The sequence below is a fragment of the Pseudomonas sp. Z2-11 genome (assembly GCF_054161305.1).
The window spans coordinates 2,954,758-2,970,361 of sequence record NZ_CP096395.1 but is presented as its reverse complement, the minus strand read 5'-3'; the positions used below and the strand labels follow the sequence as shown (position 1 = coordinate 2,970,361).

General features: G+C 62.1%; 12 protein-coding genes. 2 read left to right on the top strand and 10 right to left on the bottom strand.

The window, feature by feature from the left end:
• Positions 1 to 145: 145 nt before the first annotated feature.
• On the top strand, positions 146 to 1,003 hold the full coding sequence (locus tag M1E16_RS13180; RefSeq protein ID WP_458130189.1) for a GNAT family N-acetyltransferase: 858 nt from the start codon (positions 146 to 148) through the stop codon (positions 1,001 to 1,003).
• 44 nt (positions 1,004 to 1,047) lie between these two features.
• On the top strand, positions 1,048 to 1,755 hold the full coding sequence (locus tag M1E16_RS13175; RefSeq protein WP_458130188.1) for a cupin domain-containing protein: 708 nt from the start codon (positions 1,048 to 1,050) through the stop codon (positions 1,753 to 1,755).
• 475 nt (positions 1,756 to 2,230) lie between these two features.
• On the opposite strand, the gene M1E16_RS13170 is transcribed toward M1E16_RS13175, so the two are convergent.
• The 10 genes from M1E16_RS13170 to M1E16_RS13125 all read right to left on the bottom strand — a co-directional run bounded on the left by M1E16_RS13170 (position 2,231) and on the right by M1E16_RS13125 (position 15,395).
• Positions 2,231 to 3,310 carry a tartrate dehydrogenase gene (locus M1E16_RS13170; RefSeq protein WP_458130187.1) on the bottom strand — a complete coding sequence of 360 codons (1,080 nt, stop codon included), beginning with the start codon at positions 3,308 to 3,310 and terminating at the stop codon, positions 2,231 to 2,233.
• 33 nt (positions 3,311 to 3,343) lie between these two features.
• Positions 3,344 to 4,801, bottom strand: coding sequence for an NAD-dependent succinate-semialdehyde dehydrogenase (locus M1E16_RS13165; RefSeq protein ID WP_458130186.1), 1,458 nt, complete (start codon positions 4,799 to 4,801; stop codon positions 3,344 to 3,346).
• Positions 4,802 to 5,138: 337 nt separating this feature from the next.
• Positions 5,139 to 6,296 carry an acetylornithine deacetylase gene (gene argE, locus M1E16_RS13160; RefSeq protein ID WP_458130185.1) on the bottom strand — a complete coding sequence of 386 codons (1,158 nt, stop codon included), beginning with the start codon at positions 6,294 to 6,296 and terminating at the stop codon, positions 5,139 to 5,141.
• A complete protein-coding gene (locus M1E16_RS13155; protein WP_458130184.1) occupies positions 6,293 to 8,134 on the bottom strand; it encodes an ABC transporter ATP-binding protein in 1,842 nt (613 codons plus the stop codon). The genes argE and M1E16_RS13155 overlap by 4 nt, the downstream gene beginning before the upstream one ends.
• 1 nt (position 8,135) lies before the next feature.
• On the bottom strand, positions 8,136 to 9,011 hold the full coding sequence (locus M1E16_RS13150; protein ID WP_434568485.1) for an ABC transporter permease: 876 nt from the start codon (positions 9,009 to 9,011) through the stop codon (positions 8,136 to 8,138).
• Positions 9,008 to 9,964 (bottom strand): ABC transporter permease, encoded by a 957-nt coding sequence (locus tag M1E16_RS13145; RefSeq protein ID WP_434623746.1) that lies wholly within the window; start codon positions 9,962 to 9,964, stop codon positions 9,008 to 9,010. Before M1E16_RS13145 ends, M1E16_RS13150 begins: the two co-directional genes overlap by 4 nt.
• A 39-nt stretch (positions 9,965 to 10,003) precedes the next feature.
• Positions 10,004 to 11,650, bottom strand: a complete 1,647-nt coding sequence (locus M1E16_RS13140; protein WP_434697765.1) for an ABC transporter substrate-binding protein — start codon at positions 11,648 to 11,650, stop codon at positions 10,004 to 10,006.
• An 83-nt stretch (positions 11,651 to 11,733) separates the two neighbouring features.
• The gene (locus M1E16_RS13135; RefSeq protein ID WP_458130183.1) at positions 11,734 to 13,008 is read right to left on the bottom strand and encodes an NAD(P)/FAD-dependent oxidoreductase; all 1,275 of its coding nucleotides are present in this window, start codon (positions 13,006 to 13,008) and stop codon (positions 11,734 to 11,736) included.
• A gap of 36 nt (positions 13,009 to 13,044) precedes the next feature.
• Complete coding sequence (locus tag M1E16_RS13130; RefSeq protein ID WP_305494668.1) at positions 13,045 to 13,713, bottom strand: haloacid dehalogenase type II; 669 nt, start codon at positions 13,711 to 13,713, stop codon at positions 13,045 to 13,047.
• Positions 13,714 to 14,069: 356 nt separating this feature from the next.
• Positions 14,070 to 15,395 carry an NAD(P)/FAD-dependent oxidoreductase gene (locus M1E16_RS13125; protein ID WP_434651651.1) on the bottom strand — a complete coding sequence of 442 codons (1,326 nt, stop codon included), beginning with the start codon at positions 15,393 to 15,395 and terminating at the stop codon, positions 14,070 to 14,072.
• Between the last annotated feature and the right edge of the window lie 209 nt (positions 15,396 to 15,604).

The window sequence follows — 15,604 nt, the reverse complement described above, 5'->3', positions numbered from 1 at the left end:
GCAATAACTGCGGTGCGAGAAGCCGCAACTGATGCAATCTACCGAATCGATCTGCGCCTCTTGTCAGGTCTCGCGGCAGGTGAGATATCAGTCCTTTCGGCGGAGAAATCCGCCCGGTCACGCTCCCTTGAATACGGAGATGTTCATGTCCAGTTCGCAACGCCCGACGTATGCCTATCGCCCCATGACCGCTGCCGATGTGGCAGCGGCCCATGCCTTGTCCGTGCAGCTGAAGTGGCCCCATCGCCTGGAGGACTGGGCCATGCTGCAGCGCGTCTCGCAGGGTTTTGTCGCCGAGGACCACGGCCGCCTGATCGGCACCGCGTTCACCTGTCCGCAGGGTGATTACGCCACGATCGGCCTGGTGATCGTCAGTGACGAATACCAGGGCCAGGGCATCGGTCGCAAACTGATGGAACTGGCACTCCAAGCGTGTGGAACGCAGACCGCCATGCTCAACGCGACGCTGGCCGGCGCGCCTCTTTATGCCAGCCAGGGATTCGTTGACTTTGGTCATATCCAACAACATCAGGGGAACGTATCGCCCCCGGCCCCCAAGGACCTGCCATCCGGTGAGCGCCTGCGCCGCCTGACCGAAGCGGATCGAAACAACGTGATCGAACTCGCCAGCGCCGGCAGCGGCCTGGACAGGCATGCCGTGCTCAATGATCTGTTCGACAGTGTCGAAGACGTCGTGGGCATCGAGCGCGATGGTCAACTGCGCGCGTTCGCCATCCTGCGTCCATTCGGTCGTGGTCGTTACATCGGCCCGGTCGTTGCAGAAAACCCGCAGCAGGCCGAGCACTTGATCGCAGTGCTGTTGGCGCAGGTGCCGGATGCTTTCGTGCGCATGGATGTACCGTCCGACAGCGGCCTGGGTCCGTGGCTGGAAGAAACCGGCTTGAAGCAGGTCGACACCGTCGCCCAGATGGTCCGTGGTTCCCCGCCCCAGGCCAGGGGCGGCGTAAAGCAGTTTGCGCTGGTGACCCAGGCCATCGGCTGACACCCCTGCATCACCGCTACATCCTCTACTATCCCGGAGAACTCATGCTAGAGCCCACTGCCGTGCTGTTGGCCCACGCCAACGGCACTCCCGCGTCAACCGCATTCACCGGCGGCTCATTGGGAGCCAACGATCCGTTCGACAGGCAGATTGCCTATCTCGGGACCCATGACATTGCTGCCGGTATCGTCCAGGCGAGCGGACAGTTCAGCGTCGATGCATATCCCTACAGTGAAACGATCGTGGTCCACGCCGGACAAGTCATTCTGCAAAGCGAGGAACACTCGCTGCAACTTGATCCGGGTGAGAGCGCGGTAATTGCCCGCGGTACATCGATTCGGATCGAGGCGCAACCTGGCTCGCTTTGGGCATTCTGCGCCGATACCCAGCCTGTTAAAGCGGGCAACATTGGAGTGACCGCTCTTCCCCGGCACACCCTCCTAGCGCCCTCGACGCCACCGAGTGAAGAATTCCTGCTGAGCCCGACACCACAATGTCGCTCGAACAATTTGTTCGTCGAGGACACGACAACCCTGCGCATCGGCGTCTGGGATTCGACGCCCTATATCCGCAGGGCAAGGCCGCACACGATGCACGAACTGATGCACCTGATCGAGGGCAGCATCATTCTCCAGCTCGGCGATGGGACGGCGCTGGCGGTGAATACTGGCGATACGGTGTTTGTGCCCAAGGGGGCTCCTTGCGCCTGGAAGAGCAGCGTCTATGTGCGCAAGTTTTACGTCTGTAAGTAAATTGACTGACACACCGCCTTCGCGAGCAGGCTCGCTCCCACATTGAATCAGCGGCAGACGCAGATTTCATGGCATACCGAGCCCCCCTGTGGGAGCGGGCTTGCTCGCGAAAGGGCCAGCACATTCAATTTGGCTGATACACCGCCATCGCGAGCAAGCTCGCTCCCACATTGGATCAGAGCGGCAAACGCAGGTCTCACGGCACACCGAGGAACCCTGTGGGAGCGAGCCTGCTCGCGAAAGGGCCAGCACATCCAATATCTTAATTGGCTGATACACCGCCTTCGCGAGCAAGCTCGCTCCCACATTGGATCCTCCGGCAGACGCAGATTTCATGGCACACATAGAACCCTGTGGGAGCGAGCCTGCTCGCGAAAGGGCCAGCACATCCAATATCTTCATTGGCTGACACACCGCCATCGCGAGCAAGCTCCCCACAGTTGTGTCGGAGCAGGGCCGGAGCACAACTCCCAGTTCAAAGCGCCCCCGCAATAGCCAGGCCAACCTCCTGAGTCGACGCCTGTCCCCCAAGATCAGGCGTAATCGGGCCCTCTGCAATAACCCGCTCGATGGCCCTGAGAATCCCGTCATGGGCCGCGCGATAGCGCTCGTCACCATTACCCAGGAAGTCGAGCATCAAGGCACCGGACCAGATCATCGCAATCGGGTTGGCGATGTTCCGTCCATAGATATCTGGCGCCGAGCCATGGACCGGTTCGAACAACGAGGGAAATCGTCGCTGTGGATCGAGGTTGGCCGAAGGGGCGATGCCGATGGTGCCGGCGCAGGCAGGTCCGAGGTCGGACAGGATGTCACCGAACAGATTCGACGCCACGACCACATCAAAACGGTCCGGCTGAAGCACGAAGCGTGCACATAAGATATCGATGTGTTGCTTGTCCCAGGTGACGTCCGGGTACTGCTGCGCCATGAGCGCCGTGCGTTCGTCCCAGTACGGCATGCTGATGGAAATGCCGTTGGACTTGGTCGCCGCCGTCAGGCGTTTGCGCGGCCGGGTCTGGGCCAGGTCGAAGGCGAACTTGAGAATCCGGTCCACACCGCGTCGGGTGAATACCGACTCCTGCAGCACGAACTCGTGCTCGGTGCCTTCGAACATCTTGCCGCCGACCGAGGAGTACTCGCCCTCGGTGTTTTCGCGGATCACCACGAAGTCGATGTTCCCGGCTTCACGTCCGGCCAACGGACACGGCACGCCGGGAAACAGCCGCACCGGACGGATGTTCACGTACTGATCGAAGTCCCGGCGAAACTTCAGCAGCGAACCCCACAGGGAAATGTGATCCGGCACCTTGTCCGGCCAGCCCACGGCGCCAAAATAGATCGCATCGAAGCCCTTGAGCTGTTCAAACCAGTCGGCGGGCATCATCTGCCCGTGTTCCAGGTAATAATCGCAATGGGCCCAGTCGAGCACCTCGATGCTCAGATCCAATTTCCATTTCTTCGCCGCCTGCTCCAATACCCGCAGCCCTTCCGGCAAGACTTCCTTACCAATACCGTCGCCAGCAATCGCGGCGATTCTGAATGGTTTGCTCATCAACCGTGCCTCCTATTCAAATCGCTGACCACATCACAACCCGCCGACGTGGAAGGCTTTGACTTCAAGGAATTCATCCAGGCCATACTTGCTGCCTTCACGCCCCAGGCCCGATTGCTTGATGCCGCCGAAGGGCGCGACGTCCATGGAAATGAGCCCGGTATTGAGGCCAACCATGCCGAACTCCAGGGCCTCGCCGAACCGCCATGAGCGGCGCAGATCCTGGGTGAAAAAATATGCCGCCAAGCCATAGGGCGTAGCGTTGGCCAAGGCGAGCGCCTCTTCTTCCGTGCTGAAGCGCATCAGCGGAGCAACCGGACCGAAGGTTTCTTCGTTGGCCAGCAGCATCCCGGCATGCGTCTCCCCGAGCACCGTCGGCTGGACGAACCGGCTGTCGCCCGTGGGGATTTCGCCACAAAGCAGGCGAGCGCCCTGGCTCAACGCCTCGTCGATGTGTCGAGCGACCTTGCTGACCGCCGCCGCGTTGATCAGCGGACCGATGTTCACCTCGGCCTCGAGGCCGTCGCCAACCTTGAGCTTGCCCACCTCCTCCACCAGGCGCTGGGCGAAGCGCTCGTAGATCCCATCCTGCACCAGAATGCGGTTGGCGCAGACGCAGGTCTGCCCGGCGTTGCGGAATTTGCTGAGCATGATGCCGGTCACGGCTTGCTCCAGGTCCGCGTCGTCAAACACGATGAACGGAGCGTTACCGCCCAGCTCCAGGCTCAAGCGCTTGATGTGTTCCGAGCTCTGACGCATCAGCAGGCGTCCGACAGCGGTAGAGCCGGTGAAGGAAAGCTTGCGCACCGTCGGGTTGCCGGTCAGCTCTTCACCAATGCCGGCGGGCACGCCGGTCACGACGTTGAACACCCCGGCCGGAATCCCGACCCGCTCGGCCAGCACCGCCAGGGCCAGGGCCGACAGCGGGGTCAGGTCCGACGGCTTGACCACGATCGTGCAGCCCGCGGCCAGGGCCGGCGCGCACTTGCGGGTGATCATCGCATTGGGGAAATTCCACGGGGTGATCGCGGCGCAAACGCCCACCGGCTGTTTGAGGGTCATCAAGCGCCGATCACCGCTGGGGGCCGGGATGGTTTCGCCGTAGATCCGTCGAGCTTCTTCGGCAAACCATTTGACGAAGCTGGCACCGTAGCGGATCTCGCCCTTGGCTTCCGCCAGCGGCTTGCCCTGCTCAAGGGTGAGGATCAACGCCAGGTCGTCGAGGTTGTCGATCATCGCCTGGTACCAGCGATCGAGCAGCGCCGCCCGTTCCGCCGCCGGACGTGCACGCCAGGCCGGCCAGGCACGGTCGGCAGCTTCGATGGCGCGCCGGGTTTCACTGCCGTGTATCGCCGGTACCCGGGCAAGCACCTCGCCGGTGGCCGGGTTGATCACGTCCAGGGTGGCGGCGTTGTCGGCGCCGACCCACTGGCCGTCGATGTAAGCGAGTTCTACCAGCAGGCTGGGGTCTTTCAGGCGATTCTTGAGCATGACGTCGGGTCCTGTTCTGAGACAGCCTTCAGTCTATTGAGTCGCTCTGGACGAGGATGCTGAAAACGCCGGCCCTACAGCCACGAATGCTGAAAATCAGCCTTCGACGGCATAATGCTGTTCATTAAGGCAATCGGGGAACCCGTGGCGAGGGAGCTTGCTCCCGCTGGGCCGCGAAGCGGCCCCAAAACCTGCCAAACACTTAGTATCAGACACACCGCATCCGCCGGTTTACGACTGCTTCGCAGCCGAGCGGGAGCAAGCTCCCTCGCCACGGGTACGTCATTTTGTTAAGTGAACAGCATTACCTTCGACGGCAGGCTTTACCGTTGCACGATCAAATGCGCATCGAGCCCAGCAACCCTTGCAGAAAGCACTCGCCCGCCTCCATCTGGCTGATCTCGATGAACTCGTCAGGCTTGTGCGCCTGTTCGATCGAACCCGGGCCGCAGACCACCACCGGCACATCCAGGCGTTGCTTGAACAACCCGCCCTCGGTGCCGAACGAGACTTTCGCGGTGCCAGTGTCCGGGGCGGCAAAGTTTTTCAGGAACCGTACTGCTTCGACGCTCGGATGGGTGTCGAGGCCCGGGTAGACGTTCAGGGTCTCGATTTCAATCGCAGCCACGCTGGAGAGCTTCTGCGCTTCGCGCACGATCAGTTCGGCCCGTTCGCGCATCTGCTCGAGGAAGCCGTCCAGGTCGTCCGCCGGCAAGTTACGCACTTCGAAATCGAGGGTGCACAGGTTGGGCACGATGTTCAGCGCCTTGCCGCCGACAATCTGCCCGACATGCACGGTGCTGTAGGGCACATCGTAATCGGTATCCCGGGCACCCTGCTCTTGCAACTGCTGTTGGCTCAGGCGCAGCGCGGCGATGAAATCGCAGGCCACATGAATCGCATTGACCGAGCGTGGCGCCAATGATGAGTGCGCCTCCAGGCCACGACAGTACGTACGGTAGGAACCCTTGCCCTTGTGCCCGAGAACGAACTGCATATGGGTCGGCTCGCCGATGACGCACAGAAACGGCCGGACCGGTGCCAGGTGCAACACATCCAGCAAACGCCGTACCCCCACGCAGCCGATCTCCTCGTCATGGGACAACGCCAGCTGCAGCGGCCTGCTCAATGGCTGCTCGGCGGCATCGAGCATGGCGTCGATTGCCAGGGCGATAAAGCCCTTCATATCGCAACTGCCGCGGCCATAAATCCGTCCGTCCCGCACCGTCGCCGCAAATGCCGGGAAGGTCCAGGCCTGCCCCGCCGCCGGCACCACGTCGGTATGACCCGACAGCAGGATCCCCGGCACATCCCTTGGACCGGTACTGGCAAACAGGTTGGCTTTGTTGCCGCTGTCGTCCCGCACGATCAAGGACTCGATGCCCTTGGTCATGAGCAGATCGCGCACGTATTCGATCAAGGCCATATTCGATTCCGAAGAGACGGTGTCGAAGGCCATCAGCCGTTTGAGAATCTCCAATACACGGGATTTCATGCGTACGCCGCCACGGTCGGAGTGTTCGGTTGCTGGGTTTTCATCAGTTCGGCGCTGTCGTGGTGGCAAAGGATTTCGCTGCCACCGACTAACATCCGTCGGTCCGGCGCGACGCGGTTGCACAGCCCGTCGACCCGCACCGGGCAGCGACTCAGGAAGGTGCACAGCCCTGGCACAGCGGCTTTCGGGCCAATCGGCGGCAGCGTCTGGCAGGTCGTTGCCCCGCAGCTTTCCAGCCAGCCCTGGCGCAGTTCCGGTACGGAGTGGATCAACAGATCGGTATACGGATGGAACGGAGCCTCGGCATAGGATTGACGCGTACCGGCCTGGACCTTGTGCCCGCTGTACATCACCACGATGTCGTCACACAAGGCGCGCACGGTGGAGATGTCGTGGCTGATGAACAGGTAGGACACTCCCAGCTCCTGGCGCAAATCGCGCAGCAATTCGAGAATTGCCGCACCGACCACGGTATCCAGCGCCGAGGTCACCTCGTCACAGAGGATCAGGTCTGGCTTGGCCGCCAAGGCCCGGGCCAGGTTGATCCGTTGCTTCTGTCCGCCGGACAGTTCATTCGGACGCCGGTCCGCCATCGTCCGGGGCAAACGCACCAGGTCCAGCAGCTCGCCGATACGCTCGCGCAACGCCGCGCCCTTGAGGCCGAAATACATCTTCAGCGGGCGGCTCAGGATCGTGCTGACGCTGTGCATCGGATTGAGTGCGGTGTCGGCATTCTGGAAGACCATCTGTATGCGTCGGAACTGCTCCTGGGTACGCGACGACAGGCTGCCGCCCAGGGGTTGACCATCAAAGGACAACCCGCCAAGGGCTGGCTGCAACAACCCGGCCACCACCCGTGCAAGGGTCGATTTGCCCGAGCCCGACTCACCGATGACGCCAATGGCCTGGCCTCGGCGAACCGTCAGGTCGATGTCTTCCAGCACGCGAATCGCTGGCATGCCCTGGGCATTCTTGTTGCCGTAGCCGGCGGTCAGCCCCTGGATGGTCAGCAAAGGGGTGTCTTGCGCGATGTCGCCGGGCGGACGGATCGTCGTGTCCGGCCGCGCCGCCGCCAACAGGCTGCGGGTGTATTCGTGGGCCGGGCCCTTGAGCAAAGGTGCCGTGGCGCTATGTTCGAAGATCTCGCCGCCATTGAGTACCACGATCTGATCAGCCATCTGCGCCACGACCGCCAGGTCGTGGGACACATAGACGGCCGTGGCCCCACGCTCGCGGACTACCCGTTTGAAGGCCCGCAGTACATCGATCTGGGTCGTCACATCAAGGGCCGTGGTCGGCTCGTCGAGCACCACCAGCAATGGATCGCTGATCAGCGCCATGGCCGCCATCACCCGTTGCAGCTGCCCGCCGGACACCTGATGAGGATAGCGTTGGCCGATGCGCTCCGGGTCTGGCAGGGCCAGGTCACGGAACAGCTCGATGGCCTTCGCCTCAAGCGCCGCCCGGCTACCCAGGCCATGAATCAGCGCGCCTTCCACTACCTGGTCGATGAGTTTTTTCGCCGGGTTGAACGCCGCTGCGGCGCTCTGGGCGATATAGGACACGCGGTTCCCGCGCAACTTCTGCAACTGGCTCTCGCTCAACGCCAGCATGTCATCGTCGCCGATTTTCACCACGCCGCCCGCCAGCCGGCAACCGCGTCGGGCATAACCGAGCAATGCCAGGGCGATGGTGGTCTTGCCGGAACCGGACTCACCGATCAACGCCAATACTTCGCCTTTTTGCAGGGAGAAGCTGACCCCCTTGACGATGTCCACCTCCTCGCGCTCGCCGCAGGCGACCACGCGCAGGTCCTGTACCCGAATCAATTCGCTCATTTCAATGACCTCCCGTACGTCGGCTACGTCGCGACGACAACCGGTCGATGAACAGATTCACGCCGATGGTCAGGGTGCCGATGGCCAGGGCAGGAATCACGATCGCCGGCGCCCCCTGATTGAGGCCGCCGATGTTCTCGCGCACCAGCGAGCCAAGGTCGGCATCCGGCGGTTGCACGCCCAGCCCGAGGAAACTCATGCCACTGAGCAGCAGCACGATGAAACCAAAACGCAGGCCCAGGTCCGCCAGCACCGGATTGAGGATGTTCGGCAGGATTTCCACGCAGGCGATGTACAGCCGGCGCTCGCCTCGGGTACGGGCCACTTGCACGTACTCCAGCGCTTCGATATTCACCGCCATGCTGCGGGCGATGCGGAAGGCACCGGGGGTGTAGCTCAACACCGCCGTGCAGATCAGCAAGGTGACCGAGGAGCCGAAGGCCGAGACCATGATCAGCGCCAGCATCTTGCTCGGGATCGAAATGAACGCGTCCATCAGGCGACTGATCAGCTCATCCAGCCACTTTGGCGACACCACCGACAACAGCGCCAGGCTGGTTCCCAGGGTGCTCGACAGCACCGCGGCCACCAACGCCAGGCCGACGGTGAAACGCGCGCCGACAAGAACCCGGCTGAGCATGTCGCGGCCCAGGTAATCGGTGCCGAACGGGTACGTCGCGCTGAGGCTGTCGAAGACGTTGTCGGAGACCACTTCGCCCACCGGATGCGGCGCCAGCCACGGGCCGAAAATCGCCACCAGCAACCAGATCACACACATCGCGGCGCCGGCCAGGCCAAGCCAGGACTTTGCGTGGGCGTCTTTGCCCAACCCCAGCGCAGCGGCCGCCGTCGGCGATTTCACAATGAGGTTGTTCATTGGTTTCTCAGCCTCGGATTGGAAAGAATCGCGCACAGGTCGGCGATCAACACCAACGCCAGGTACGCCGTACAGAACAACATGGTGCAGGCTTGAACCAGGGCCATGTCGCGGTTGGTGACGGCATCGACCATCAGGCTGGCAATGCCGGGATAGTTGAAGATCGTTTCGACGATCACCACCCCGCCCAACAGGTAGGACAAGCTCAGGGCGATGGCATTGGCAATGGGGCCGATGGCATTGGGCAAGGCATGCCGGAGCACGATACGGATATTGCTCACGCCCTTGAGCCGGGCCATTTCCACGTAAGGGCTGTCGAGCTGATCGATCACGGCTGCGCGGGTCATGCGTGACATTTGCGCGACAATCACGCAGCACAGCGTCATCACCGGCAATGCGTAGGTGCGCATGAATTGCCAGGGGGACGTGATGTCACTGGCGTAGGACAGCGCCGATAACCAACCCAGGTTCACGGCGAATATCAGCACCGCCAAGGTGGCGACCAGAAACTCCGGCACGGCCACCATGGTCAAGGTGAAAAAACTCAGGAAGCTGTCGAGGCGCCCGCCTCGGCCCATGGCCGAGCCGATACCCAGGGTCAACGCCACGGGCACCGACACCAGGGCCGTGGCAGCGGCGAGCATCAAGGTGTTGGGAACCCGGCCGGCCATCAGCTCGATTACCGGCGTGGCGTTGGACATCGACATCCCCAGGTCACCGCTGAGCAGGCTCGTCAGCCAATGCAGGTAACGCAACACACCGGGCTGGTCCAGGCCCATTTTCGCCCGCAGGGCCGCCACCTGTTCCGGCGTGGCGAACTGTCCCAGCGCCTGCTGCGCCGCGTCCCCCGGCAGCACCGCCGTGATGGCGAACACCACCATCGAGACAATCAACAAGGTCACGACCGCCGCCCCCAGACGGCGGCCGATCAACCACAGTGTGTTGCTATTCATCATCCGACCCTCGTGCAATGTGGCCCAAACCGACCTTCATCAGGCATCCAGCCAGATCTGCTCGGCAAACATGTAGCCCATGAAACCGCCCAGGGGATTGGCGCCGTAGCCTTTTACACGCTGGTCGGCACCGTCGATGTTGCTGATGAACACCGGTACGCCGATGCCTCCGTGCTCATGCACCAGCACTTGCATGTCGGCGTACATCTTGCCGCGCTTGGCCTCGTCGGTTTCACCGCGGGCCTGTATCAACAATTGGTCGAACTGCTCGTTTTTCCAGCCTGATTCGTTCCAGGGCGCGCTCGACTGGAAGAACTGCGAGAACAGCATGTCGGCATTCGGTCGCGGATTGATGTTGCCAAAGCTCAGCGGGTGCTTGGCCCAATGGTTGGACCAGTAGCCATCGCTCGGCAGGCGGTTGACGTTGAGCTTGAGCCCGGCTTCCTTGGCGGACTGCTGCAGCAGCACCGCGATGTCCACCGAACCGGTCGCCGCGGGCGAGCACATCAGCGGCATGCTGATGCTTTCCATGCCGGCCTTCTTCAACAACGACCTGGCCTGTTCAGGATCGTAAGCCCGTTGCGGCAAATCGGCGTTGAAGAAGCGTGCTCCGGGCGCGATCGGATGGTCGTTGCCGACCCGCGCATAGCCACGGAAAATCGCCGACTTGATCTGTTCCCGGTCCAGCAACAGCTTCATCGCCTGGGTGAACTCCGGGCTTTTGCCGGGCATCTGGTCCTGACGGATGATCAGGTCAGTGTAGTTGCCCGACGGCGAGTCGATGACCCGATGCCGGGCGCTGTCCTTGATGCGGGTGGTCGAGCGTGGATTGACCTCGTTGACGATGTGCACGTCCCCTGACAGCAGGGCGTTGATCCGTGACGATTCGTCGGCAATACCGATGAATTCGATCTCGTCCAGGTACGGCAGGCCGGGTTTCCAGTAATTGCTGTTGCGCACGCCGACGGAGCGCACCCCGGGCTTGAACTCCTTGACCTTGAACGGACCGGTACCGATGCCCTGGCTGAAATCGCTGGTGCCTTCCGGAACGATCAACATATGCGAGACGGCAAGGACCGAGGGCAGTTCAGCGTTGGGGCCGCTCAACTGAATCTGCACTTCATGGGTGCCGATGGCTTTGACTTCGGCGAACTGCGACGCCAGCGGCAGGACCTTGGAGCCGGTGATCGGGTCCTTGTGACGCAACAGCGAGAACACCACGTCGGCGGCGGTCAATGCCTTGCCGTTATGGAAGGTCACTTCCTTGCGCAGGCTGATCACCCAGAGCGTGGCGTCCGTGGTCTCGATACGCTCGGCCAGTTCCAGTTGCGGCACCATGTGGCTGTCAAAACGCGTCAGCCCGTTGTAGAACATGTAGTGGCGTACGTAGTCGGTTGACGACGAACCTTTGGCCGGGTCCAGGGTGTCGGCGGTGGAACTGGTCGAGCCGGCGACGCGGATGCGCCCGCCAGGCTTGCCTTTGCCTGGGCTGGCGGCCTCCTCATCGGCAAACAGCTTGCCGGCGGCGCCGAACAGGCTGCCGGCGCCCGCCACGGCCACCCCGGCCAACCCGAGCATCTGCAATGCATTGCGGCGTGACATGCCGCGATTGAGCCCTTCGAAAACGCGCAGACTTTCCGTACCTGTTATCAGCTGGGTATCGATACTGTTTTTTTTGTCAGTCATGTCGGTTCTACCTTTCGCAAATGATAAGGCTCGATTGCTCGCGCTATACGCAATGTGATGAAACCTGAAGCGTCCCTCGCCACTCAGTGCAAATAGTCTTGAAGGCGGTAATACGCACCTACCAGCGGCAGGAACCAGGGCTTGCCAAAATGTCCGGGGATGGCCGGCCAGTCGAGTTCGCGCCAAGGGTTGGCCTCGACTTTCCCGGCCATGACGTCGGCCATGACCTGGCCCATGTGCACCGACATCTGCACGCCATGGCCGCTGTAGCCCATGGAGTGATAAATGCCGGCGTGCTGGCCGGCCCGGGGCAGCCGATCGGAGGTCATGTCGACCAATCCGCCCCAGCAATACTCGACCTTGACGTGGGCCAGCTGCGGAAACATCTGCACCATCGCCGCGTGCAGGACTTTGCCGCTCTTGGCATCGGACACACTGTCGGACATGGCGAACCGCGCCCGCCCGCCAAACAGCAAGCGGTTGTCCGGGGTGATCCGAAAGTAGTTGCCGATCATCCGGCTGGTGACATAGGAGCGGTGTGCCGGCAGCAAACTGTCGATCAAGGCCTGCGGCAACACCTCGGTGGCGATCACAAAACTGCCCACCGGCACGATCCGCCGCCGATACCAACCCAACCCACCCTGCTGGCAGGTGCCCGTGGCCAGCAGGATCTGCGTGGCCTGGAGCGAACCCTTGGTGGTATTGAGCCGATAACCACCGGCGCTGGTTTTCCAGTCCGTTACCGATACGCCTTGGAAAATCAACGCGCCGTGACGGGCCGCGGCCTCGGCCAATCCGACCCCGAAGCGCCCGACGTGCATCTGCACGCCGTTACGCTGCAGCAAGCCGCCATGGAACTGGACCGAGTTCACTTCAGCCCGGGTTTCCTGCGCAGACAGCAACTCGACCTCGGCATCGACCTCGCGCCGAATCAACTCGCAAGTACGGGCCAACCCCTCGTAGTGCAGGGGCTTGGCCGCCAGCTTGAGCTTGCCATTGCGCTTGAAGTCGCAGGCAATCTGCTCTTGCTCCACCAGCGAGACGACACTCTGCACGGCGCTCTCATAGGCCTGGTAATAGGCGCGCGCCTTGTCGGCGCCGAGGCTGGCACTCAATGACGCGTAGTCCTGGGCGACGCCGGTGTTGCACTGGCCGCCATTGCGCCCCGAAGCCTCGCCAATGACCCGCCCGCCTTCCAGCACCACCACATTGGCGCCCTTCAAGGCCAGGGACCGGGCGGCGGCCAGGCCAGTGAAACCGCCACCGACGATGGCCACATCGACCTGCCCGGGCAACGCACCGAGCTGGGCACCGGTAAATGCCGGTGCGGTATCGAGCCAATAAGACTCACTGCCCATGTCTAACCCCTTATGCCTTGAAGCGTGCAATGAGACTCAGAGACCGACCAGACCGGCCAACCCGCCGATGTCCGGGATCTGGTGGTAACCAAAGGCCGCGTTCGCCGGTTGCTCATGACCCCGGGCCACGAAGGCTTTGTGCTTGATCTTCATGTCGTGGGCCGACATCAGGTCGTAGCGGAAGCTCGAAGACACATGCAGGACATCCTCCGGCCCGCAGCCGAGGTTATCGAGCATGTACTCGAAGGCCGCCAGACGTGGCTTGTAGGCTTGGGCCTGTTGAGCCGTGAAGACTTTATGAAAAGGTGCGCCGAGCTTGTCGACGTTGGACATGATCTGCTCGTCCATTGCATTGGAGAAAATCACCAGGGGAATCTTGTCGGCGATTTTCGACAGGCCTGCCGGTACGTCGGCATGCGGGCCCCAGGTCGGTACGGCATCGTAATAGAGCTGGCCTTCGCCTTTGTATTCGACACCCCAACGTTTGCAGACCCGGGCCAGGGCAGTCTTGAGAATTTCATCATAGGGCCGCCAGTCGCCCATCACCTGGTCCAGCCGGTAAGCCGAGAAATCCTTGACGAACTGATCCATCTGCTCGGCTGGGACCCGATCGGCGAACAGCTCGCGCGTCATGGTCCCCATCTGAAAGTTGGTCAACGTGCCATAGCAGTCAAAGGTAATGAACTTGGGGCGAAGGAAGCTCATGAGTGCGGTCCTGAGTGATGGTTGAGGTCATGAGGGGCAAGCGGTTGCTCGTTCTTGAAGCCTGGCTGCAACGCTGCATCACGGTTTTATTACAGCATCATGAGACCGCGCATAAACGGTTAAAAGTATAGGCCGCTTGGCACAAACCACCGTTTTTCGGGGCCCGCTCAGCAGACTGTGCGGGATGCGCCAAGCCCGGGCATCTGCACCTTTTCCAGGGTGTTCGCGGCCATTTATGGTGCGCAAAAAACCAGTCGAACCGCCGCCAGCGGCAGAATCCACCCCGCCAACGAGAACGGGCGCATTCCCTGAGGATGCGCCCGTTGCTTGTGTTGCCGGTGAGATTTGTACTGGCCTCAGAACTCCGCGACTTTGCCCCAGGCTGAAGACTGGAATCGATCCGGGTGATAGGGACGCGGGTCAACCAGGGGAGGCATGTCGCTGACAATGTCGGCGATCAAGTGGCCCGCGCCAGGGCCAATGCCGAAGCCATGGCCACTGAACCCCGCCGCCAGCACCAGGCCAGGCAGGCTCGCTATTTCGCCAATGCCCGGGACGCCATCAGGCGTGCTGTCCACATAACCTGCCCAGGCAGCGGTGACTGACGAGTTTTTCAGCATCGGGATCAGGTCGACCGCGCGCTTGTAAGTCAGCTCGACAACCGATGCATCGGCTGCAGGATCGAGGATGCGCATCCGCTCCATCGGGGTTGGCTGGTCCAACCGCCAGCGGCCCAGGCCTTCATGCCCCGACTGGAAGCCTTGCAGACCACCGGGCGCCAGCTTGCGCCAGCGGCGCTGGAACATCGGCAGGAACTGCGGAGCGAACCGCAACAGCTGCGGGGTCGGGTCAACGCGCCCTCTGCCACTGATGGCCAGTGTGAAACCGCCATCAGAGCGACGGGTCATGGAGACCTCATCCGTGTGGAGTGCGTCCGGTATCTCTTCGGCGCCCTTGGAGACCGACAGTATCGTCTGGCGAATGGACGCCTGGGGAAACCGGATGCCGTACTGACGGCAGAACGAGGACGCCCATGCGCCACCGGCCAGCACCGCGAGTCTGGTTCGAATGGTGCCCTTTTCGGTAACGACCGCCGATAGCCGGCCGCCTTCGGTCTCGACGCCACGGGCGGCGCAGCCCTGATGCACCGTGCCGCCCAGCTTGATGATCGCCCGCGCAACCGCCGGGGCGGCACGGGACGGGTCCGCCGTACCGTCGGTTGGTGAAAAGACCCCGCCTTTCCAGGACTTGCCGGTCACCCGACCATGTTCTGCTGCCTGTTCCGCCGTCAGCATGTGCGTTGTGACATTGACGGTACGGGCAAACTCACCCCACTTTGCCCAACCCGCCAGCTCTTTCTCGTTGTTGCTCAGATAGAGCAAGCCACACCGTCTGAATCCGGTGTCCTCGCCGGTCTCCGCGGCGAACTGTTCCCAAAGTTCGAGGCTCTTGGTCGACAGCGGCAGCTCACGAGCGTCCCGATTCTGCTGACGGCACCAACCCCAGTTTCGACTCGACTGCTCCGCCCCCACGCGCCCCTTCTCCACCAGCGCGACCTTCAGGCCGCGCTTGGCCAGGTAATAGGCCGTGAAGGTTCCGATAATGCCGCCGCCGATCACGACAACGTCAGCGTGCGTCGGCAGTTCAGAATTCGTCTCTACGGAAGTTAACGGTGCAGGCATTTTGGGATGTCCATTGAAGGGCGGTGAGCGGTGGCGTTATTACAACACCATGAAACCGTGCATAAACGGCTAAAAGTATAGGCCGCCTGGTACAAAGCACCGTTTTGCGCGACCTGTTCAGCAGACTTTGCGGGACGCTCCGAACCCGGGCGTTGCGGTCGGAAGCGTCAGAGCCTGGCAGGCCATGGTTAATGGGAAGTTAGCTTGGC